At 39.7% G+C, this 21,346-nt stretch carries 21 protein-coding genes; 7 read left to right on the top strand and 14 right to left on the bottom strand.

What is annotated here, in order from left to right:
• Position 1: 1 nt before the first annotated feature.
• From coaE to AO498_RS01495, 7 genes are all read right to left on the bottom strand, one after another.
• Entirely contained in the window at positions 2–607 is a 606-nt protein-coding gene (gene coaE, locus AO498_RS01525) for a dephospho-CoA kinase (protein WP_067542768.1), read from the bottom strand.
• Entirely contained in the window at positions 600–1,565 is a 966-nt protein-coding gene (locus tag AO498_RS01520) for a YbbR-like domain-containing protein (protein WP_067542766.1), read from the bottom strand. The genes coaE and AO498_RS01520 overlap by 8 nt, the downstream gene beginning before the upstream one ends.
• An 8-nt stretch (positions 1,566–1,573) precedes the next feature.
• The gene (gene yajC, locus AO498_RS01515) at positions 1,574–1,858 is read right to left on the bottom strand and encodes a preprotein translocase subunit YajC (RefSeq protein ID WP_067542763.1); all 285 of its coding nucleotides are present in this window, start codon (positions 1,856–1,858) and stop codon (positions 1,574–1,576) included.
• Positions 1,859–1,862: 4 nt separating this feature from the next.
• A complete protein-coding gene (locus tag AO498_RS01510) occupies positions 1,863–2,399 on the bottom strand; it encodes a DUF1573 domain-containing protein (protein WP_067542760.1) in 537 nt (178 codons plus the stop codon).
• A 1-nt stretch (position 2,400) separates the two neighbouring features.
• On the bottom strand, positions 2,401–2,703 hold the full coding sequence (locus tag AO498_RS01505; protein WP_067542757.1) for a YtxH domain-containing protein: 303 nt from the start codon (positions 2,701–2,703) through the stop codon (positions 2,401–2,403).
• Between the two features lie 7 nt (positions 2,704–2,710).
• A complete protein-coding gene (gene nusB, locus AO498_RS01500; protein WP_067542754.1) occupies positions 2,711–3,895 on the bottom strand; it encodes a transcription antitermination factor NusB in 1,185 nt (394 codons plus the stop codon).
• Positions 3,896–4,011: 116 nt separating this feature from the next.
• Positions 4,012–5,112, bottom strand: coding sequence for a Glu/Leu/Phe/Val dehydrogenase dimerization domain-containing protein (locus tag AO498_RS01495; protein WP_067542751.1), 1,101 nt, complete (start codon positions 5,110–5,112; stop codon positions 4,012–4,014).
• A 145-nt stretch (positions 5,113–5,257) separates the two neighbouring features.
• Between AO498_RS01495 and AO498_RS01490 the strand changes: the two genes are divergently transcribed.
• Both AO498_RS01490 and AO498_RS01485 read left to right on the top strand, forming a co-directional pair.
• A complete protein-coding gene (locus tag AO498_RS01490; protein WP_067550184.1) occupies positions 5,258–7,045 on the top strand; it encodes an ABC transporter ATP-binding protein in 1,788 nt (595 codons plus the stop codon).
• 71 nt (positions 7,046–7,116) lie between these two features.
• On the top strand, positions 7,117–7,434 hold the full coding sequence (locus tag AO498_RS01485) for a hypothetical protein (protein ID WP_067542748.1): 318 nt from the start codon (positions 7,117–7,119) through the stop codon (positions 7,432–7,434).
• A 56-nt stretch (positions 7,435–7,490) separates the two neighbouring features.
• Here AO498_RS01485 and AO498_RS01480 read toward each other — a convergent pair whose 3' ends face one another.
• The 7 genes from AO498_RS01480 to hemW form a co-directional block, all read right to left on the bottom strand.
• Complete coding sequence (locus AO498_RS01480; protein ID WP_067542745.1) at positions 7,491–8,852, bottom strand: peptidylprolyl isomerase; 1,362 nt, start codon at positions 8,850–8,852, stop codon at positions 7,491–7,493.
• A gap of 42 nt (positions 8,853–8,894) precedes the next feature.
• Positions 8,895–10,886 carry a peptidylprolyl isomerase gene (locus AO498_RS01475; protein ID WP_067542742.1) on the bottom strand — a complete coding sequence of 664 codons (1,992 nt, stop codon included), beginning with the start codon at positions 10,884–10,886 and terminating at the stop codon, positions 8,895–8,897.
• 87 nt (positions 10,887–10,973) lie between these two features.
• The gene (locus AO498_RS01470) at positions 10,974–11,387 is read right to left on the bottom strand and encodes an ATP-binding protein (protein ID WP_067542738.1); all 414 of its coding nucleotides are present in this window, start codon (positions 11,385–11,387) and stop codon (positions 10,974–10,976) included.
• A gap of 1 nt (position 11,388) precedes the next feature.
• Complete coding sequence (locus tag AO498_RS01465) at positions 11,389–11,721, bottom strand: STAS domain-containing protein (RefSeq protein ID WP_067542735.1); 333 nt, start codon at positions 11,719–11,721, stop codon at positions 11,389–11,391.
• A gap of 9 nt (positions 11,722–11,730) precedes the next feature.
• Positions 11,731–13,812 (bottom strand): SpoIIE family protein phosphatase, encoded by a 2,082-nt coding sequence (locus tag AO498_RS01460; RefSeq protein WP_067542732.1) that lies wholly within the window; start codon positions 13,810–13,812, stop codon positions 11,731–11,733.
• A gap of 95 nt (positions 13,813–13,907) precedes the next feature.
• Positions 13,908–14,219, bottom strand: coding sequence for a DciA family protein (locus AO498_RS01455; RefSeq protein ID WP_067542729.1), 312 nt, complete (start codon positions 14,217–14,219; stop codon positions 13,908–13,910).
• Positions 14,220–14,226: 7 nt separating this feature from the next.
• Positions 14,227–15,348: a radical SAM family heme chaperone HemW gene (gene hemW / locus AO498_RS01450; protein WP_067542726.1), complete on the bottom strand. Its 1,122-nt coding sequence runs from the start codon at positions 15,346–15,348 to the stop codon at positions 14,227–14,229.
• A gap of 42 nt (positions 15,349–15,390) precedes the next feature.
• On the opposite strand from hemW, the gene AO498_RS01445 reads away from it, so the two are divergent.
• From AO498_RS01445 to porK, 5 genes are all read left to right on the top strand, one after another.
• Complete coding sequence (locus tag AO498_RS01445) at positions 15,391–17,082, top strand: POTRA domain-containing protein (protein WP_067542723.1); 1,692 nt, start codon at positions 15,391–15,393, stop codon at positions 17,080–17,082.
• A 10-nt stretch (positions 17,083–17,092) separates the two neighbouring features.
• Complete coding sequence (locus AO498_RS01440) at positions 17,093–18,199, top strand: DUF4271 domain-containing protein (RefSeq protein WP_067542719.1); 1,107 nt, start codon at positions 17,093–17,095, stop codon at positions 18,197–18,199.
• A 30-nt stretch (positions 18,200–18,229) separates the two neighbouring features.
• Entirely contained in the window at positions 18,230–19,003 is a 774-nt protein-coding gene (locus AO498_RS01435; protein ID WP_067542716.1) for a uroporphyrinogen-III synthase, read from the top strand.
• Between the two features lie 87 nt (positions 19,004–19,090).
• Complete coding sequence (locus AO498_RS01430) at positions 19,091–20,062, top strand: PorP/SprF family type IX secretion system membrane protein (RefSeq protein ID WP_067550182.1); 972 nt, start codon at positions 19,091–19,093, stop codon at positions 20,060–20,062.
• A 167-nt stretch (positions 20,063–20,229) separates the two neighbouring features.
• Positions 20,230–21,324, top strand: coding sequence for a T9SS ring complex lipoprotein PorK/GldK (gene porK, locus AO498_RS01425; RefSeq protein ID WP_067542713.1), 1,095 nt, complete (start codon positions 20,230–20,232; stop codon positions 21,322–21,324).
• The last annotated feature ends 22 nt before the right edge of the window (positions 21,325–21,346 follow it).

Below are 21,346 nucleotides of genomic sequence, written 5' to 3'. Positions count from 1 at the left end.
TTTACTTTTGATCCAAAAGTTTGCGATGAATGTCCAAAATTTGAGGGATAAGTAGTTTGATGTCTGTGTTTTTGATTACAAAATCAGCTTTTTGATTTTTTTCCTCATCCGGTAGTTGCTGATTGATAATTTCATTCACCTGCTTTTCTGATCGATGAGGATCTCTCATCAACACCCGAGCGACTCGGATTTTTAAAGGAGAACTGACGTTGATCACAGCATCGAGTTGTTGATTTCCACCAGTTTCAAAAATGAGAGCAGCCTCTTTTAGCACATAGGGGGCGTTTTGTTTTTTTGCCCAATTTTCAAAATCAAGTCTTACCGCCGGATGGACAATGGCATTGATTTGTTTTACTTTCTCTGGATCTGAAAATACAGTTTCTGCTAAAAAAGATCGATTTAAGGTTCCATTTTCATGGTAAGAAGAATTACCAAATAGGCTTATAATTTCCCCTTTGACATTCGAGTTATGGGTCATCAGCCATTTGGCTCGGTCATCAGCTGCATACACTGGGATCCCGAGGATTTTAAAAATCTGGCAGACGGTCGATTTCCCTGAACCAATCCCCCCTGTGATTCCTACCAATTTGGGCGAGGCATTAGTCATAACGAAGCTTGATCAAAGGAGGAGAAATCGAAATATCTCGTAGGAAGGAGGGCTTGGGAGAAATCTCAAAGGTAATGGTACTATCTGATCGATTTCTTTTGCCATAATCTAACACTGCTTCAAATTCTAGATCCTTAAGTTCGGATACTTTTCGTTCGTCTACCAAATAAGTAGCGATAGGGGTTACGTCCTCTGGTTGAATCTGGACCGTTCTCGGGAAGTTCACTTTTTTGATCTTTAGGCGTTTGTTGCCTTCCAAGAAGTGTATAATTTTTCCAGAAATGGTGATTTCACCAGTTTCCAAAGACATTATTTCCTCCCATTGTTCGGGTATTGAAAGTGAAACTGTTTCTGTAAAATCTTCTCCAAGTTTCGCTTTATTCAGTGATACGGGATAGGTTGATCCAAATGATTCCAGGACTGAGATTGGGCCTGTTACTTTAATCCTTTTAGGAGTAAATTCTAAATCCCCTTCAATTTCGCTATTGGGAGCTAGGGAATAACTTGTAGAATCGAGCAGAGGAACAAATTCACGGGTAACGATTCGGTCAATTTGGTAACGGATCGAATCTTCCAATAAGCCTTCGAGTTGTGTAGGGGTTAAAAATTCACCCAATGGCCGTTTTAGATCAGAAGTCAATAAAAATTGCTTCCCGTCTGGGTCAGCAAGATTGATCAAAAACGGGGGTTCATTGAGGTTAAAATACTTTCGAAGAAGATCCCAGCCATTTCCCGAAATCTGAATTTGAACAGATTTTGGAAGTGGCTTGACAGGAATAAAGGATTCTCGGTCAAATTCCCAAGAAATAGGATAATCCACAATAGTGGAATAGTTGTCTTTGTTTAATGCATTTAAAATCCAAAAAGTGGTAGCCGCTGCAATGCAGAGGACTACCACTTTTAGATCGGAGATTCTTTTAGAAGAAATTCTCCAGGAGGATTTTTTTGAATCCGACAAGTTTTATTCTATTTAGTTGTACCGGTTTTCTTGGAGAAATCCAGCGAAATGGCAGACTTTTCCAATTTAACTTTTACCCCTTTGTCGATTTCAAGAAAGACAACATCACCTTCCACGGCGGCTACTTTTCCATGTAATCCACCAATAGTGACCACGTCGTCTCCCTTTTTAATCTCTTCAATGAATTTCTTGGTCTCTTTTTGCTTTTTCTGCTGAGGTCTGATCATGAAGAAATACATGATAATGAACAAAGACCCCATTAAAATAAGCGGGCCAAAATTTTGTGAATCCATATTATTATCTTTTTAAGGGTCCTGCTGGGGCAGCAGCTCCTGCTAATTTCGGCGTTACACTACCCTTCATTCTCAATCGAGTAACGGTTGGGTTAGTATTAGCCTGGATGGTTACGGTTGGAGCCTGAGAACCGGACTTCGCTGTAGAATTAAATACAACTTTCACAAAACCTTCTTCTCCTGGTTGCACTGGAGCTTTGGTCCAGTCAGGGCTAGTACAGCCGCAGGAAGCGGTAATGTTAGAAATGACTAGAGGAGCCTGACCGTTGTTTGTGAAATTGAATACGTGTTCTACTACTTGGCCTTCATTGATGGTACCGAAGTCGTATTCCATTTCTCCAAACTGAAATGCTCCCAAGGTGCTTGGATCAGCAGCCGTGGTTGTTTGAGCGTTTGCAGGTGTCACCGCAGTATTTTGATTTTCTAACTGGGCGATTTTTTCTTCTAAAGCTTTGATTTTGTCATCTTGATCTGACTTTTGGCTACAGGAAACTCCTAAAACCAAAGCAAGAGCGAATGCACTTAACAGTTTGATTTTCATGTTAATTTTTACCTTGATTGATTTGATCGATTAATTTATTTACGTCATGAAGTAAATTTTCTGCTTTACTTTTTGCCTCATTGATCACTCGTTTGCCTTCGGTCTTTGCTTCATTCAAATGAAGCTCTTTGCCGTCAACAAGCTCATTGATTAAGTCCTCAAGCTCTTTTTTGTATTTAGAAAGCTTGAAAGAAAGTTTGTCACGGGTATTAGCTCCCGTATCAGGGGCGAAAAGGATTCCAAGGGCAGCACCTACGCCGGCACCGACCATGAATGCGAGAAGAGTATTGGTACTTTTGCTCATGGTTGTCTTATTTATTGTCTAAAAGTCCTCGGCCACTCTTACGGATTTGGCCACTTTCGGTTAGTTCTTTTGCCAAAACATCCAATAGACCATTCACAAATTGCTTGCTTTTTGGTGTACTGTATGTTTTTGAGATGTCGATATATTCGTTAATACTCACTTTTACAGGAATGCTTGGGAATCGCTTCATTTCAGTGATTGCCATAGACATGATAATCTTATCGGTGAAAGCAAGGCGATCAATGTCCCAATTTTTGGTTTTTTGAGCGATCAAAGCCTTATTTTCTGAATCCATCTCGATGGTGAAGTTAAAGATATTTTGAAAAAACTCTTTGTCCTCCTCCCAGTTGATTGCAATTTCTGGAAGCTGCTCTTCTTCGGTTCCTTCAATATTGGCTGCATTTTTAAGCACCTTTGAAGCAAGACTTCTTACAACAGACTTATTTTCGGTCCAGTTGAGATCTTTTTCAGAGAAGTAATTGAGGATTACCTCATTTTTAAACAAGACTTTTTTAAGTAAACCATCCACTGCTTCAAAGTCTTCTTCGAGGGTGGGATTGGCAATTTTAAGGTAATCTTGATAGGTCTCCGAAGGCTTGATATAGTCTCTAAACCATTCCTTGATTTCAAGCTCAATGTCATCCAAATTGACATTGTTTCTGGCTACGGATCCTCGATAGGAGGTCGAGTTTTTCAAATTCAATAAAACTTGATTTTGGGCCAAGTTTAATTCGTTTGAAAATGCTACAGGGTTATCTCCGGCGAGTTTTTTCTTTTTTTGGAGGTCTTTTTCAACATGCTCCCCGAAGGCTATCAAAAGCTCAATGGGCAGAAGATAGAGGTGCGGAATTCGCTCTGCAGACATCACCATATTGTGAAGCAAGAACGCCTGATCTTTTTCATTGGCATTTTTCACCTGCTTTAAAGCATCCAAAACCACTTGTTTGATTTTTGGCTTTGCTTCTGATGCAGCTAGAAGGCTTCGGTTTTCGATGTTTTGATCGAATAGTTTGACAGCCTCTTCGGCATCGCGGTTTAGTGCAGCCTTATCTTGAACCTCCATGCTATTGAGGTCAGGAAGAAAAGACTCCCGTATGAAGTCCTTGGCTAGGTTGAGATTAGATCCTTTGCATTGCTCATAGGCATACAAGTTTTGAAATGCCTTGACTCTGAGGATTCTTCTATTTAGCATAATGTTGTAAAAGAGCCGTAAATATAGGGAATTTGGGCCGTGTAAGCCCATAGGTAAGAAGACAAAAAAACCACCGAACGTCTATTTCGGTGGTTTTCTAATTCGTGAATTGAAGCTTAGAAAGGCAGTTTTACTCGTCCTATGGCTTCTATTCTAGCTTTTGCAGCTTCAATAGCAGCTTGTTGAGCTGGAATATTTTCTTTTTCGGATTTGTCCAAGATGCTCATACAGGTATCATAGATTTTTTCAGTTTGTGCGAAAACCAAATCCTTGTGATAATCTCCGTAGTATTCAGCACCTACATTGATTACTCCACCTGCATTGATGAGGAAATCGGGGGCGTAAATGATGCCTTTTTCCATAAGGATTTTACCATGTTTGGCTTCGTCTTTCAACTGATTATTTGCTCCTCCAGCGATCACTTTACATTTCAATCGGTCAATGGTCTGATCGTTGATAGTAGCTCCTAGCGCGCAAGGAGCATAAATATCCATCGGAAGATCATAAATCACATTTGGATCAACCACAGTTGCTCCAGTTTCCTTGGCAATGGCTTTTAATTTATCCTCAAAGATGTCTGTAATCATGATTTCAGCGCCTTCTTTGACTAAATAGTCGATCAAGTATTTTCCAACCTGTCCCACACCTTGCACGGCAATTTTCTTTTTTTGAAGCGAGTCAGAACCAAAGGCTTTTTTGGCAGCAGCTTTCATCCCCATGTACACACCAAAGGCAGTGACTGGAGATGGATCACCTGCGCCACCTTTGATTTGAGGTAGGCCTGTCACGTGACGAGTTTCCATGGCGATATACTCCATGTCAGAAGTCTTCATGTTTACGTCTTCAGCCGTCACATATCTTCCGCCAACACTTTCTACAAAACGTCCAAATCTTCTTAAAAATGCTTCATTCTTAAGTTTTGGATCTCCAATAATCACAGCCTTGCCACCACCTAGATTAAGTCCGGCAAGTGCATTCTTAAAGGTCATGCCTCTAGAAAGTCGTAAGACATCAGTGATCGCTTCCTGTTCAGTGGCGTAAGGCCACATGCGGGTACCACCCAAAGCAGGACCGAGGACTGTGTTGTGAATTCCAATTAGGGCTTTGAGGCCTGTTGCTTGGTCGTGGCAGATCACGAGCTGCTCATGATCCATGGTGGTGATTTGTCCGAAGATTGATCCTTCTTGCACCGTTTCGGTCGCATTAATCTCTAACATGTGAACTTCGCTTTTTAGAATGTGTTATATTTGGGTCTTTCCCTTCGAAAAAGGCTGATACAAAATTAAATACTTTTATCAGCCTTCAAAGTAATCACTTCGAAAGTTTCTATAAGCAATACTTTAATTTTAAATCTTTTATTTGGTGAAGCCTCTTTGGAGATTAAATAAATACCTCTACAAATACAAGGGTTTGCTGCTCTTGGGAGTAGTATTTACTATCATTTCAAACATATTCGTAATTATCCCTGCCCAACTCGTCCGAATAGCCATAGATTATGTGGTTGAGAGTTTTTCGCTTTACAGGCCTTTAGAGCGAGGGGGATTGGGAGAAATTGCCCGGGAAAATTTCCTCGATTACGTATTGGTATTTGGGGTTTTGATCTTAATCATGGCCTTATTAAGAGGCTTTTTCCTTTTCCTAATACGGCAGACGATCATCATCATGTCCAGGCGTGTGGAGTATGATTTGAAGAATGATATTTTTGAACATTATCAGGAGTTGCCTTTAAGCTTTTATCGGAAGAATAGCACAGGGGATTTGATGGCCCGAATTTCTGAAGATGTCAGTAGAGTTAGGATGTATTTAGGGCCCGCCATCATGTATGGACTAAACCTCCTCATCCTATTTCCATTGGTAATTTTTTATATGGTTTCTGTCAATGCTGAATTGACTTTGTATTCGCTTTTACCTTTACCGATACTTTCTGTCAGTATTTATTTTGTCAATAATCTGATCAATGAACGATCAGAGCGAATTCAAAAAAGTTTGTCGACGCTGAGTACGTATGTGCAGGAAGCTTTTTCAGGGATTCGAGTTCTGAAGGCCTTTGTTCGGGAGGAGGATTCGGCCCGAGAATTTGCCAAAGCCAGTGAAGAGTATAAGCATAAATCCATCCAACTAACTAAAGTAAATGCGCTCTTTTTCCCATTGATCATGGCCTTGGTTGGAATTTCCACCATCATCACCGTTTATGTAGGTGGCATCCAAGTCATTGAGGGAGAAATTGGATATGGGGTAATTGCGGAATTTATTCTCTACGTCAATATCCTGACTTGGCCTGTGACTTCCTTGGGTTGGGTGACTAGTATTGTCCAGCGAGCCGCAGCCTCTCAGGTCCGAATCAACGAGTTTTTGGATGAGAAAAACGACTTGCTTAGTCAAGATAACCTCGATCAAGAAATCCATGGAGAAATTGCTGTGGAGGATTTGACTTTTATCTACCCTGACTCAGGAATAAAAGCCTTGGATCAGATTTCATTCAAAATTAAAGCAGGGGAGACTTTAGGGATTATCGGGACGACCGGTTCTGGGAAGTCTACTATTGCCAACCTCCTGATGAGAATGTATGATCCAAATGCTGGGACGATCCAAATAGATGGCATCGACATCAAGTCCTATGATATTTCCAGCATTCGAAGACAGATCGGGTTTGTGCCTCAGGATGTTTTTTTATTCTCTGATACCATCGCAAATAATATTGCATTTGGACTTGATCATCCTGACCGAGACTTGATCGAAAAAGCAGCTAAAGATGCAGATGTCTATACGAACATCATAGATTTCCCTAAAGGATTTGAAACCATGCTCGGTGAGCGTGGGATTACACTTTCTGGAGGACAAAAGCAGCGTGTTTCGATTGCAAGGGCAATTGCTAAAGAACCCAAAATCCTGATCCTTGATGACTGTTTGTCGGCAGTGGATACAAAAACAGAAAACGCAATTTTAACCGCCTTAAAACGAATCATGGAAAATAGAACCTCGATCATTATATCGCATCGGGTTTCTTCCGCCAAGCTGGCTGATCACATTATTGTGTTGGATGACGGAAAAATCATTGAGCGTGGAAATCATGAGACTCTTATGGCTCAGAAAGGGGTTTACGCAGAGCTCTTTGAAAAACAAACTCAAACTTCAGAGTCCTTGGAATGAAAGCCGTTGGCGTTTCAGCCTAGCTGCAAGCTCATTTTTAGTATCTTGTCGATTCCATCAACCTGAAAATCATGGAAGAGCAAAAATCATCTACTCGTGAAATCGAACTACTCCTCAAAGAAATAGGAGAAAAGATTGAGGAATTAGTCAAAAAAGGGGCGGAAGCAGGTGCAGAAGTTAAAGTAGATCTAGAGCGGAAAATCAGTGACTTGAGATCAAAAAAGACAACGCTAGAAGACGAACTGAAAAAGGCTAAGCAGATTTTAGAGCGAGAATTCCAAGAGAAAAAAGAAGAGTTTGAGCCACGGATAAAAGAATCTAAGGGCTTTTTGGAGGAGAGTGTTCGACAGCTTGGATTTGCAATTAAGGCCCTCTTGGGATCAAAATAATCTCACAAACAACAAAGCCCTGAAATTTTTCAGGGCTTTGTTGTTTAGGTCAGTTATCATTTTTGGAGCACATTGCATCGATCATAGGTAGGATCAATGTCGATAAAAACATCCTCTTTGGCAGTTTCAAACCATCTGCTCAATATTTCATCCTCTTTTCTTTTGAGCGCAGCAGCCTTCATTTTTTCATAATCATCATTGAGGTTGGCTCGATGAGCTGGGTATTTGGCTTGATAATAGAGGATTCGAACTTTTGTTCCTTCTCTAGGATCTTCAAATCGAATGGGATGAGTAATGTCTCCCACTTTCATCGTGTCGATCGTAAAATATAATACTGGATCTTCGAGCGTACGAAGGGATAGTCTGTTGGAATTATTAGAAGGGTCTACGAAAAAGCCTCCATTGTCAGAAGTAGATCGATCTTGAGAATACTCCTTGGCTGCCTTGGCAAAGTCTATTTTCTTTTCCAAAATTTGATCTCGAAGCGAATCTAGATATCGTTCTGATTTTTTGATATCTTCTTCTGTTGGACTTGGAATCCTTAGGATATGTCGAGTATTGAACGATCCGCCTCTGATTTCCAAGAGCTGAATCATGTGGTACCCAAATTGAGTTTCTACAGGATCACTGATTTCGCCTGGCTTCAGTCCAAGAGCAGTAGATTCATACTCTGGAGCAAGTTCCCCGCGACGAAAAAATCCCAAATCCCCGCCTTGCGCACCGGAGCCTGGATCTTCTGAATATCGTTTGGCCAAATCCGCAAAGTCAGCTTTTCCTGCCAGAATATCTTCTTTAAACTTTTTGAGTTGAGCGATAATTTGATTCCTAACTTCAGGGTTTGCTTCAGGTTTTCTTACGATTTGCCCCACAGTAGCCTCGGATGTAAATAGAGGCAAGGAATCTCTAGGAATGCTATTGAAAAAGGAACGAACATCGGCCGGTGAAACTGTAACACCCTCTACAATTTTTCGTCGCATCCGATCTACGATCATCTGCTCACGGACAACTTCTTCAATTTCTGATTTTAGCTGGTCGGCAGATTTGCCGTATAATTCCACCAACATATTTTCATCACCACCGATTTGCATCAAGACTTGATTAAATCGGTTGTCAACTTGCAATTCTACTTCTGCTTCGGTCACAGTAACGGAATCAATTTCCGCCTTGGCAACCATGAGTTTATTGATCAAAAGGCTCTCGAAAACCTGACAGCGAGTCGGAGCTGGCATCCCTTGTTGGGAAGCTCCAATAGCTTCAATGTAGGTCCTTTGCACATCTGATTCCAAGAGAATATTATTGTCAACTTTGGCTACAATCTTATCCAATACTTGTCCTGTAGGTTGGCTTTCTTGCGCAAATGCAAGTCCTGCCAAACTTGAAAACAGAACAATTGGGATAAGTCGGGTGAGCAATTTCATAGTTTCTATTAAAGGATTAATTAGGCGTTTTATCCGGATCAATTATCGGTTGATGGACAAAAACGCTTCTTCTTTTACGTTAGCGTTGACCTGCACAGGATATTTTCTTTTTAAGGTGGAGGTCAAATTTTGATCTAAATATTCTTGGTAATCACGAATCACCAAACCTCTTGATTCCTCAAATTTCCTAGGCCCAGCAGGATATTTTTCTCCAAGTAGGATTTGAAAGGAATTACCGTCAATCTGAATTTCTTGGTAGGATTTAGACAGATCAGCCTTAGAGAGGACTGGGTGGGTTTCATATTCGATGATCCCTGATTCCGTTTGAAATGCAAGTGGATGATTGGCTTTAAGTTGAGATTCAAAATTCTCGATCACCAAAGGATTATATCCACTATTTTCCAGCATTTTTCTGGAGGATTCCAGTTGAGTTTTGTCCAATACTCGAATAATGTAAGCTTGCACTCGATTATTCCACTGGTAGTTTTCAATGTTTTTTCTAAAAAACTCTACTTGTCCCAAGGAGTCTGAAATCCCGCGCTGCCACACTTCCTGATTCATGAGAGAAAAGAGGAGAATTCCATCTCGATATTCCTTCAAGAGCATTTTATACTCTTTGTTGTTTTTTTCTAAGTCTTGTTCTTCTGTGGTAGAGAGAGATTCGGAAACGAATTTTCCATACCAAAAATCGAATGCTCCCGCACTTCCCCTAATGATTAGTTCTTGATTTTGGACGAAATCTAAGAATCTTGAAAAGTCGTAAGTCTTTCCGCTCAAGGTGAATAGGGGAGTTTTGGTCCAGTTTCGCTGTGCAGCTATATCAGCAAATTGGCTTTTGGGTACTGAATTTAGGGTATTCGCCAATTCGGCCACAGTCGCCTCTTGTTCTTCAAACCCGTATCTAGCTTTTTGAATGGCTTCCACTTGAGATTGAATCATTTTTGATCTTGAGTCTCTTAAAATTCGGGACCGAATACTTTCTTCCATTTCCTCAAATGACTCAATCGGTCTTTTGCCTTCCAATCTTAGAATATGATAGCCGTATTGGGTGCGAATTGGAGGGGAAACCTCTCCAATTTCTGTTAGGCTGAAAGCAGCCATCTCAAATTCAGGAATCATATTTCCTACCCCAAACCATGGAAGCAATCCTCCATTTTCTTTGGTACCTAGGTCTTCGGAAAAGTTATTGACAATCTCCTCCCAAATCGTACTTTCCTTCTGTATCTCTGTATAAATGTCTGAGATTTTTCTCCGCGCATTCAATTCTTGAACAGAGTCCATTGGATCAAATCGAACCAAGATATGCGAAACTCGAACTTGACCTGGATTGGCTTTTCTATCCCTAACCTGGATGATATGGTAACCATAATTAGTCAAAACGGGATCAGAAACTTGGCCAGACTGAAGCATAAATGCAGCATCTTCAAAAGGTTGCACCATTTGAAGGCTTGTAAAATATCCTAAGTCCCCTTTATTAGTTTTGGCAGATGGGTCGTCTGAATATTGCAGGGCAAGCTCATTGATATTTCCGCCATTTTCAATTTCGCTTTTGATTTTGAGAGCCATTTTCAGAACGATTAGGCTATCCTCCGAACTTGCATTTGGGGGAAATTGAAGGAGAACGTGACTGGCGCGTACAATTTCCTGCATTCTAGCATAAGCTTTTCTCAGCTCCCCTTCCTCCAAAGAGTTTTTGATCAAGAATGGAGCGATTAACGATTCTTTGAAAGATTCAAATTCACGCTCAAATTCCTCTCCTTGGTCAAGCCCTAAGGATTCGGCCTCCTTCACTTTCAGCTTGAAGTTGATAAAAAGCTCCAGGTTTTCTTCAAATTCTTCACGGCTAACCCCTGAGATGCCAGTTATTTGGCCTTTGGAAAGAAGATAAACGAGTTCGTCTTTTTCAACGGGTTGACCTCCCAAAGTAAAAATTACTTCTGAGGCATCTTGAGAATAACTCCTCAGCGGGGCAAACATCCCCCAAGCAGCGAGAAGTATAAAAGCGGTGAAAGCCGAAGGATTTCGGAAATTCATCAAAGTACAATTCAATTTAGAATGCAAGTTTACAAAATTAACAGGATTTCAAGGATTAAGCCTTAGGGTAGAAGGTTTTAACCAAAATTAGGAGCGGAACCATTTGACCAGTCTACAAGTATTGGTACCCCCCTTGGTTTCAAACTCGATCTGGTCCATAATTTTTTTAACCAAAATAATGCCTAAACCACCTTTACGCTTTTCTGTCATGACCTCTTTCAGGTCTGGAGTTTGATATTCATTGAGATTAAAGGCCTCTCCATCATCTGAAATTTCAAAAATTATTCGGTCAGATGTATGATTTATTTCCAGATGGATAAGATTGTTGGGGTTGCATTGGTGGGAGTGAATGATCAGATTGGCACACACTTCTTCCACAGCCAAGGTAACTTGGTGTTTTTGAATGTCAGAAAGAGAAATCTCTTCCAGACTTTGCTGGAGAAAATTTCTCAGATCTGACAAGGCTGAGGTTTGGCAAGAAAGATCTAATCTACTTTTCATTTCACGAGGAAAAGACTGAATTCAAGTCTGGAAAAATGGGGATCAACTGATCTAATCCCAATATTTTAAACACTTCAAATACTTTAGGTGAAAGGCCGTATAGCTTTAATGAAATTCCCTGATCCATAAAGTCTTCCAAGTAAGACATAAATACACCCAATCCTGCCGAAGAGATATATTCCAAGCCCGTGCCATCCACCAAAATTGAGACAGCTCCATCCTGGATAAGTTCTTGGATAGCTTCATCTAATATGACAGAGTTGCTGGCATCTATTTCACCCTTTATTTTGAGAAAGTGGTGTCCGTTTTCTGCTAATTTTTCCAGTGTTAACATAAGTACTGTTTATTTTTTCGGGCTGGATGATCCATTGAATTTGACCACCATCATCGAATAATCATCATCGATCATCCCGCCACCTCCTACGAAGTGATGTAAGGCGTCGATCAGTGTGGTTTGAAGTTGTTTTGCGTCGAGTTGGTGGTGAATTTCCACTAAGCTTCTGATTCGTTCGAATCCAAATTGATCTCCTTTTGGATTTTTAGCTTCCACAATTCCATCTGTGATCAAGACCATAATGTCTCCGTTCTCATAAGCCAAGGTTCTCTCCTGAACGTGATTTTCGTATTGCTTGTTTCTTAAAATTCCCAAACCCAGTCCATCAAAGAGCAAGTATTCAGAACTTTTATCAGCAGCATGATAAATTAACGTTGGGACGTGCCCAGCCCGAGAATGGCAAATTTTCCTTGCTTGAATATCAATGATAAAGATGGATGCTGTGATAAAATGATTCCGAGCAAGGCATTTACCCAATGCGGCATTAGCTCGAATCATAAATTGAGCAGGGCTTAGATTCAACTGAATGAGACTATGAAAAACTCCTTTCATTTGGGACATATGAAAGGCTGCCGAGGTACCTTTTCCTGATACGTCACCAATGATCAGCACAAATCGGTTTTCGTCTAGTTGGAAGGTATCGTAATAGTCTCCGCCTACTTCATCTGCGGTATTTGAATAAGCGCAAATCTCAAAACTATCATGATGGTCGAGTCGAATCGGAAGCAAAGCTTTTTGGACTCGCTGAGCAATTTTCAATTCTTCCTGATACCGTTCGTTTTGGATGGCTTGGTTTAGAAGACGGTGATTCTCAACAGCGATACAGGCCTGACGGGTAAACGTGCTGATGATGTTTATCATCTCTTTATTGAACCCGTCTTTGACCTCTTTGCATAATACCATTCTCCCGATTACAGATTTATTGATCACCAATGGGACAATCAAAATGGATGAAAACCTAGGGTGGTCAATTTTAAGAGCCAGCGGTTCCAATAAATCGGGTTTGGTTTCTGATGCCCAAGTATTGGCCGTTTTTAGAGATTTGATCAGAGTTGAAATTTCCTCTTTGTTTTCTTTCTCCAAAAATCGCTCTTGGGAGAAGCCAGATTCACCTTTGCTAGTTTGAGATTCGATCCATGCTCCGTCAGAGTAAGAAGCACTCATGCATGAATCCATTAGGATATCAAGCACCTGTTCTTCACTTTCTTCGGGTTGGATGGACTGGCTAAGTCGCTGCAGATTGATGGCCTCGGTCAGTTTTTGTTCAAAAACTGAGGAAGTGGGCAAGTTGAATAGTGTGACTAAAAAACTGAAAAAGGTATAAATAAAGACAAATCCAAAAAGCGCAAGCAAAAAGAGGTTATCTGTTAGGTTTACCAAGAACTCCTGATCACCCCCATACCCTACTAGTTTTCTGAATAAAATGGCTGCACTGATCAAAATGAAGAAAAGGAAGAGCAGGGATTTCCACTTCTCCTTGAAATTCAAATAAGGAATCCATTTCAGATTCCCACTGAGCCAAATCGAAATGATGGTCAGGATAACTAGGCCAAAAATGAAGCTGTAATCGAATTGGTTTTTATTGAAAAAAATAAAAAACATCGCAAATAGCATGGCAAATTCGAAGGCTTGCCATTGCTGAACAACACGTTTATTTTTTTGATAAAGTATGAGGTGTTTCCAAAGAAGCGCTGAAGAAATCAGAAAGATTGAAATCAGCGCAAAATTGATGTGATAAAAGAAGTTTTTCAGAAATGGCTCAGAAGCCAACTTACTTTCCCCAAATAAGAAATACAGGCCATCAATCAGAAGAGCCACCGTGGCAGCAAAAATGCCGGTACTTGCAGCTCTCCAAATAAGGTTTAAAAAATCATTTTGGGAATTTTTGCTTATGGAGTAGGAATAAAATCCATAAAGGGTGAAGAAAAATAGAATTTCTAGAATCCAGGTAATCTCCGGGGCAATGCCAGAATCCAATTCATTCAGCAATCCAAAAAGTCTCACTAAATCCACAAATAGCAAAGCCAGCCATACCAAGATGGAGAGCAAAAGGCTGAGTTTACCTATATGGATTTGTGGGAGCTTGAGCATTCGTTTTGTTACGCAAGTATACGCAAAGTGAATTATTCTTAGCCCAATAGCTTCGTTTTGGTGAAGGCTTGATCGTTAAAAATTGTCAATTCAGATTATAAAATCACCAAATCATGAACGATTCCCTTTCCGACTTTCTCTTCAATCAACCCCATCACTTTAGAACGATTCATCTGGAGTTCTTTTTTGATTGGCCCGGAGGTGACTTTTACCATCAACTTTTTATCCTTAATAAAAACTGATTCAGTGCGGGAAGCGATGGTATTCCCTACTATTTCGCCCCAAGAGCTAATTAATTGTTTTTCCAAAAACTTATCCTCCAAACGATAAGCCTTCAGCAATTCCTTAAATGCTGACTCCAATGGAGCAGCTTCTTTTTTTCGATAGGAAGACGGATCGTAGGGCATAATTGATTTAAATAAAAAGCATAGCGGAAATGCTATCTGCTAAGAGAAGGCCTCTTTTAGTCAAAGTTAGGGTATTATCCCGTTGAATTAGCCATCCTTGGGATATCAAATTCCTAATTTCTTTCTCCTTTATTAAAGTTAAATCAACACCCCATGCAGCTTTTATTTGGGTGGTTGAGATTCCCCATTGTGTTCTCAGTCCAGTTAGGATGTATTCATTTACTGACTCTTCTCTAGAGAGTATTTCAGCAATAAATGGGGACTTACCAGATGCTATTTGTCGCAAGTATATGGGATTGGATGCGGGATTTGCTCCTCTAGAGATCCCATCAAAGGAATGTGCACTTGGCCCAATTCCTAGATAGGGGATTCCTTTCCAGTAATTTGAATTGTGAAGTCCAAATTGTCCAGGTTTCCCAAAGTTCGAAACCTCGTATTGAACATATCCAGCATTCTCTAGCGTTTGTTGCATCCATTCAAATTGCTCCGCTACAAAATCCTCATTAGCAGGGTTAAACTTCCCTTTCCTAGTCCAATTTCCAAGGGCAGTTTTGTCTTCTACTGTCAGTGCATAGGCTGAAATATGTCCTGGGTTTTGGGAAATTGCCTCCTGTAGGTCGGCTTGCCAAAGTGAATGATCTGACCAAGGAAAACCGTAAATCAAATCGATCGAGAATTTTTCAAATCCGATTTTCCGTGCTCTTGAAATTGCTGATTTAGCTTCCTCCGCGGTATGAAGTCGATTATAAAATGAAAGTACTTCTGTATGGAAACTTTGAATGCCAAGGCTAAGTCGGTCAATTCCTAACTCTTTCCAATATTCAAGCTTGGCCTCTGTCAAGTCATCAGGGTTTGCCTCTAAAGTGACTTCAGCCCATTGACTAGCAAAATTGGATTTGATATTTTCTATAATTTGAGTCAATTGATCCTTGGTGAGTAGAGAAGGGGTCCCGCCGCCAAAATAGAGGGTTTCAACAGGCTCATTTTTCAGGTAGTTTTTTCTCAGAGAGATTTCAACACAAATTGCATCCACCATCGACTGGACCTTGTCGAGTTTAGTAGAAAAATGAAAGTCACAATAATGACATGCCTGTCTGCAAAATGGAATATGGATGTAGATACCTGCCAAGGGATTTCGATTAACTTGCGAATATAACCATTCCTTATCGCCTTGAACCGAGTTGTTTACTGGATAGTAGCCTTCTGCCTGCTGTATTGCGGCTCAGCCAACGGGCAACTTGTCTATCAATTGACCTCAAAAGGAAATGAAAAGGAAGCACAATCTGTCCATTTTTTTTCTAAGGATTCTTTGGATCAAAAGATTGAGTCACTGATCAGAGAAAGCCATTCTCAGGGATTTCTAAATGCTGGATTTTTTAAAAAAAGTAATGGAGATACTTTAATCTATGAATTTGTCCAAGGAGACAGATTTTCCTGGGAATCTATCCTTATTAAAGGTGATAGTGCCAACTGGGGAAAACTCGGAACTCCATCTCATGACTATGAGGGTCCTTACCAATGGGTTGAAAATTGGCTTATTGAACAAGAGAAAAATGGGTACCCATTTGCTTCAGGAAAAATAGATAGTATCCAAGTCAAGGGACAAAGCTTATCGGGGAAAATTGAACTTCAACTTGGACCTTTGATCATTTGGGATAGTGTGGAAGTAAGAGGGGACACCAAAACTGATAAAAATTACCTGCAACGATTTTCAAAAATTACGCTGGGAGGTCCATTTTCTCAAGCTGAATTTGATCAAGCTGTGAGAAGGTTGTCAAGCAATCCCTACGTTCAAATTCAGAATAATCCAGAAATTCAATTTAGAACAAGGCAAGCCGTACCTGTTTTTTTCTTAAAAGATCGACGGGTAAATGTTTTTGATGGAATCGTCGGCTTTCTTCCCAATGCCAACCAACCTGGAAAAATGCTGGTAACTGGCCAACTTGATTTGAGGCTTGCTCATTTGGGAGGTAAGGGAAGAGATTTTGGGATTAATTGGCAAAAACTAAACGTCCAATCTCAATCCTTGGATCTCAGTGCGAAAGAAAGCTATCTTCTGGGATCACCATTAGAATTAGAGTTTGGGTTCAATTTGTTCAAACAGGATAGTACGTTTGTCAATAGAAAACTAGACCTAAATTTTAGCCTTGAAATCGCTTCGGGCCAATCCATAAGTTTTTTTACCCAAAGAAAAGCAGGGGATTTAATCTCAATTCCAAATAATGGCACCCAATCCGAATTCAATGACTTCCTTGATTATCGCTGGAATACCTATGGGATAGGTTGGAAATGGGATAAATTGGAGCCTGGGTCATTTTCCAGAAAAGGAGGTCGTATTGAAGTTCATGCCTCGATGGGTAACAAGCGCTTGCTTGAAAATACTGGGCTGTCTCCAGACCGATATGAAAATTTAGAAATGTCCAGTCCTCAATGGCTTATTGAAGGAAAAGGAGAACGTAATTTCTATATCAATCCACTTTATGGGATTTGGGTCAATTTTTCAGCTGGACACCTTCAGAATACAAATCTATTTGCCAATGAATTATTCCGTTTGGGTGGTTTAAAAACCATCCGAGGGTTTAATGAATCTTTCTTTTTCGCTAAATCTTACGGATATATCAACTTGGAACATCGACTATTTATTGATTCCAGTTCCTATTTGGTTTTTTTGACTGATGCAGGGATCATCACTAATCCTTTCGCAAATCCGAAAACGGATCAAGTCCTTTCTCTTGGAGCTGGAATAAATTTGGACACTCCAGGAGGAATGTTCAGTTTTGTATTGGCGATGGGGAAGTCTGCATCCCAGCCGCTTTCAATTACCTATTCCCGAGTTCATTTTGGATATTTGGCCAGATTCTAGATCCCGATCGATGCATAAAATTTTGAGTCTTTTGATTTTTTTGAGTCTTGGCCTTTTGACAAATGGTTTCGGTCAGGTCTTGGAAAATTATGATTCGAAATGGAGGCCCGCCAAAGAGGCTGCTTGGTGGGAGAATAATGACCAATTGGAAGTTTTGGTCAATGTGAGAGATTTTCCCAAATCACAATTTGAATTGACCTTGCCTAGTCAAGCGACTTTATTCGTAGATGGGAAGCTCATCGAATTATTTCCAACGGATACAGTATTGCATTGGCCTGTAGAGGAAGTTTGGCGTTTGTCCAAAAAGGACTCTGTACTATTTACTGTAACCCATTCTCAAGTTACTCCAAATTCTGTTGGATTGAAAAAAGTGGTTTTCGAGTCAAAACAGGTTGATACAACAGAGAAAGCACAGGAAATGATGATCGCTCGAACATCAATTTTACCATTGAAAGATTTTTTTGTAGTTGTGTTTGTATTGATCGTAATGTTTTTAGCAGTATATCGATTAGCCTATCCCTACTTATTTTCGATTCTAATTCAGCCGGTGGCATTGATCAATGCAGAAGATTTTTCTGATACGGGGAGTTTGCAAAAGTTCTTTTCTCCAGATATACTATTCTATGTTCTCTTAGTCAGCATGATGATTTCCCAGGTTGGGGTAGTAGCTTTATCTGTTGAGACCAATTGGGTTATGAATTGGACAAAAGGAGACTTTTTTTCTTTGTTAATCCTTTGGGTTATTGGGGTAGTTTTAGTCTTTCTGTTTTTTATTTTAAAATTTATAGGTGTCCGATTTGCGGGATATTTGTTCGAACTTGGTAAGAGTGATTTTTCACATTATTTCTACCTTTTGCGATTGATTGTTTTTGGTGTCACGATAGTCCTTTTGGTAGCTTCTTATTATTTAATCAATGATTTTAATGAATTGGGGTCTGTTTTAACTTTCTTGTTCCAATTCTTTTTTTGGTTTTACCTGCTTGGCATTTTGGGCTTGTCTTTGATTATGATGAACCGGTTGAGTTTTAAGAAATATCATTTATTTATTTACCTTTGCATTGCTGAATTTGTACCGTTTTTGATTTTATCAAAATGGATAGTGATGATGATTCAGTGAAGTTTTTGAAAATAAACTGGAAGAACTAGCATGAGTGTTGCTCAAAAAGATCGCCTTAAGCCCGTAAAAAGTATCCTAGTTTCCCAACCAAAGCCTACAGACGCCAACTCCCCTTATTTGCAGTTGGCTGAAAAGTATAAGTTGAAGATTGATTTTCGACAGTTTATAAAAGTAGAGCCTGTTCCACCAAAGGAATTCCGCAAGCAGAAAATTGATATTCTGAAGCATACGGCTGTCATTTTTACCAGCAGGAATGCAATTGATCACTTCTTTGCGATTTGTAAAGAGTTTAAAATCGAGATGCCAGCAGAGATGAAATATTTTTGTATTTCAGATCAAACGGCTCATTACTTGCAGAAATATATTGTCATTAGAAAAAGAAAACTTTTTGTAGGTCAAAAGACTGCGGAAGATCTTTTCGACTATTTCAAAAAGCATAAAAACGAAAAGTATTTATTTCCATGTTCGGATATCAGAAAAGACGATATTCCTGGATTCTTTGAAAAGCATGGAATTTCTTTCACGGAGGCTATAATTTATCATACAGTGGCTGCAGATCTATCAGACCTTGCAGATGTTAAGTATGATATATTAGCATTTTTCAGTCCGTCTGGAATCAAATCTTTGAAGCAAAATTTTCCTGATTTTGTTCAAGGAAATACTAGAATTGCAGCATTCGGACCGACCACAGCTCAAGCTGTACGAGATCTGGATTTGATTTTGGATATTGAAGCTCCAATGCCCAATGCCCCTAGTATGACCGGTGCCTTGGAACTTTATATCAAAAAGGCGAATAATTTGTAAATCCCGGAATCATTTTCTGTGGTTTTTCAGTTAAAATTCCTACACTAGTTTGTCTGGTAGTAATGACCATAGAAAATGACTGAATCCATGCTCAATAATTTTTTCCGAAAAATTGGACATGTCCTATGTTTCCTTTTTATAACTGGGGCAGTTTACGGGCAACAAGATCCGCAGTTCACCCAATACATGTATAATGGCATGTTTTACAATCCTGCCTTGGTAGGCAAAGAGGATGGATTTCGGTTTTCTGCATTACACCGTTCCCAATGGTCAGGATATACCCCAACAACTGGCCAAGGAGGCGCTCCAGTTACCCAGCTTTTCACTGGTCAAGGAAGGCTAAGTGAAAAAAATATCGGATATGGATTCGTGCTTATTAATGATAACATTGGAGCCACGAATAATTTACAGTTTAACCTTCAAGGGAGTTACGATAAAAAAATTGGAAGAGTAAATCTAAGTGTAGGTGCCTACGGTGGAGTAGCATCTAGTAGTTTGGACTACGGAGAAATAATTGTTGTAAATCCAGAGCCCAATCTTCCAAATTCGGGAAAAGAAAACCAATTGGCGCTTGATTTTGGAATCGGAGTTTTGATTGATAGAGGCGATTATTTTTTGGGGTTGAGCAGTAAGCATCTTAACCAGCCTTCTTTTGATTTTGGAGATGGCACTTACGCCAATCAACTTCAAAATCACACTTATTTGTTATTTGGATATAGAATCCGTCCTATTGGTCAACTGAGAATTGAGCCAAGCCTTCTTGTAAAAAGTGTTGGATTCAATAATTTTTCTTACGATTTGAGCGTTATGGCTACACATCAAAATCGGATCAACGCAGGTCTAGCTTATCGCCTTCAAGAATCTGCCTCCTTAATAATTGGCTATAGTTTATTAAAAGATAATTCGTTGCGATTAGGATATGCATTTGATTTGGTGACCTCAGGATTAAATGCTAAGTCTGGTTCTTCTCATGAATTATTACTCAGATATACACTTGGAAATGGAAATCCAAAAGCTGTAGAACGTGTAATTCAACGAACACCAAGATTTAGGTTTTAAAGAATTGTTCCAAATATTATTTCGAAAAAAAGAGTATAGTACGATTGGTTTACAAAAGGGTTTAAAATTGGCAAGTTATTTGCATAATTGGCTTGAAAACGTCTAAATTTCGCCAAATAAGACTGTTTTTAACTTGAAAAATTTTGAATGATAAAAAAATGTCATTTATGTATAAAAAAATGAAACTCCGCTTGATGCCCATCACTCTCGGGCTTACTATAGCGACACTTTTACCGGGATGCGGACTTTTCAGCAAGAAGGGTACGGCGAGTGATAAAGCCAATAGAAGGGGTGAAGTAACCGGTGTTGCAAAAAGAGCAAGTTGGCAACAGAATCTTCCAATTGATATGGTTCCTGTAAAAGCGGGTACGTTTTGGATGGGTCAATCAGATGAAGATATTGCTTACACCCAATCTTCAATGAATAAGCAAATTACTATATCTGAGTTTTTTATGGACAAGTATGAAGTGTCCAATAATAAATACAGACAGTTTTTGGAAGCAGTAAAGGGTGGAGAGTTAGCTACGGGTACACCAACTACTTTGAAAGATCCTCCTACTTTTAATTTTGATGAATTAAGACCGGATACTACAGTCTGGTCAAAAAGTTTCTCATATCATTATGGAGATCCTTTGATGGAATTTTATTTTGACCATCCGGCGTTTGATGATTATCCAGTTGTAGGTATTTCTTGGGAACAAGCTCAAAAATACTGTGAGTGGAGAACCTATCATCTAAGAGCAAATGATGAGTCTGATTTTGATGTTCCAGCATTTCGATTGCCTTCAGAGGCTGAATGGGAATATGCTGCTAAGGGTGGAAAAGACGTTGCAAAATATCCTTGGGGGGGTCCTTATCTTAAAAACAAGAGAGGTTGCCTTATGGCCAACTTCAAACCTGGTAGAGGTAATTACATCGATGATGGATTTGCGTACACTGCACCTGTAGACGTTTTTGCACCAAATGGTTTCGGACTATATAATATGTCAGGAAATGTTGCAGAGTGGGTTATGGATGCCTACAAAGCTACAGCTAGAGTAGATACTTGGGATTTAGATCCAGTATATGATGATCCAAATGAGCCTAGGAAAATTGTTAGAGGCGGAAGTTGGAAAGACATCGCTCACTACTTAGAAACATCTACAAGAACCTACGAATACCAAGATGTAGCACAAGCTCACATAGGATTCAGAACTGCTATGACTTTCATCGGTAGATCAGGATCTATGGATGTAAAATCAACCAAAAGAACTAGAAGATAATTAACAAAATCACTTTAAAAAC

The organism is Algoriphagus sanaruensis, assembly GCF_001593605.1.
GTDB lineage: Bacteria > Bacteroidota > Bacteroidia > Cytophagales > Cyclobacteriaceae > Algoriphagus > Algoriphagus sanaruensis.
The sequence above is the reverse complement of the archived record's forward strand: the minus strand, read 5'-3'. Positions and strand labels throughout refer to the sequence as shown.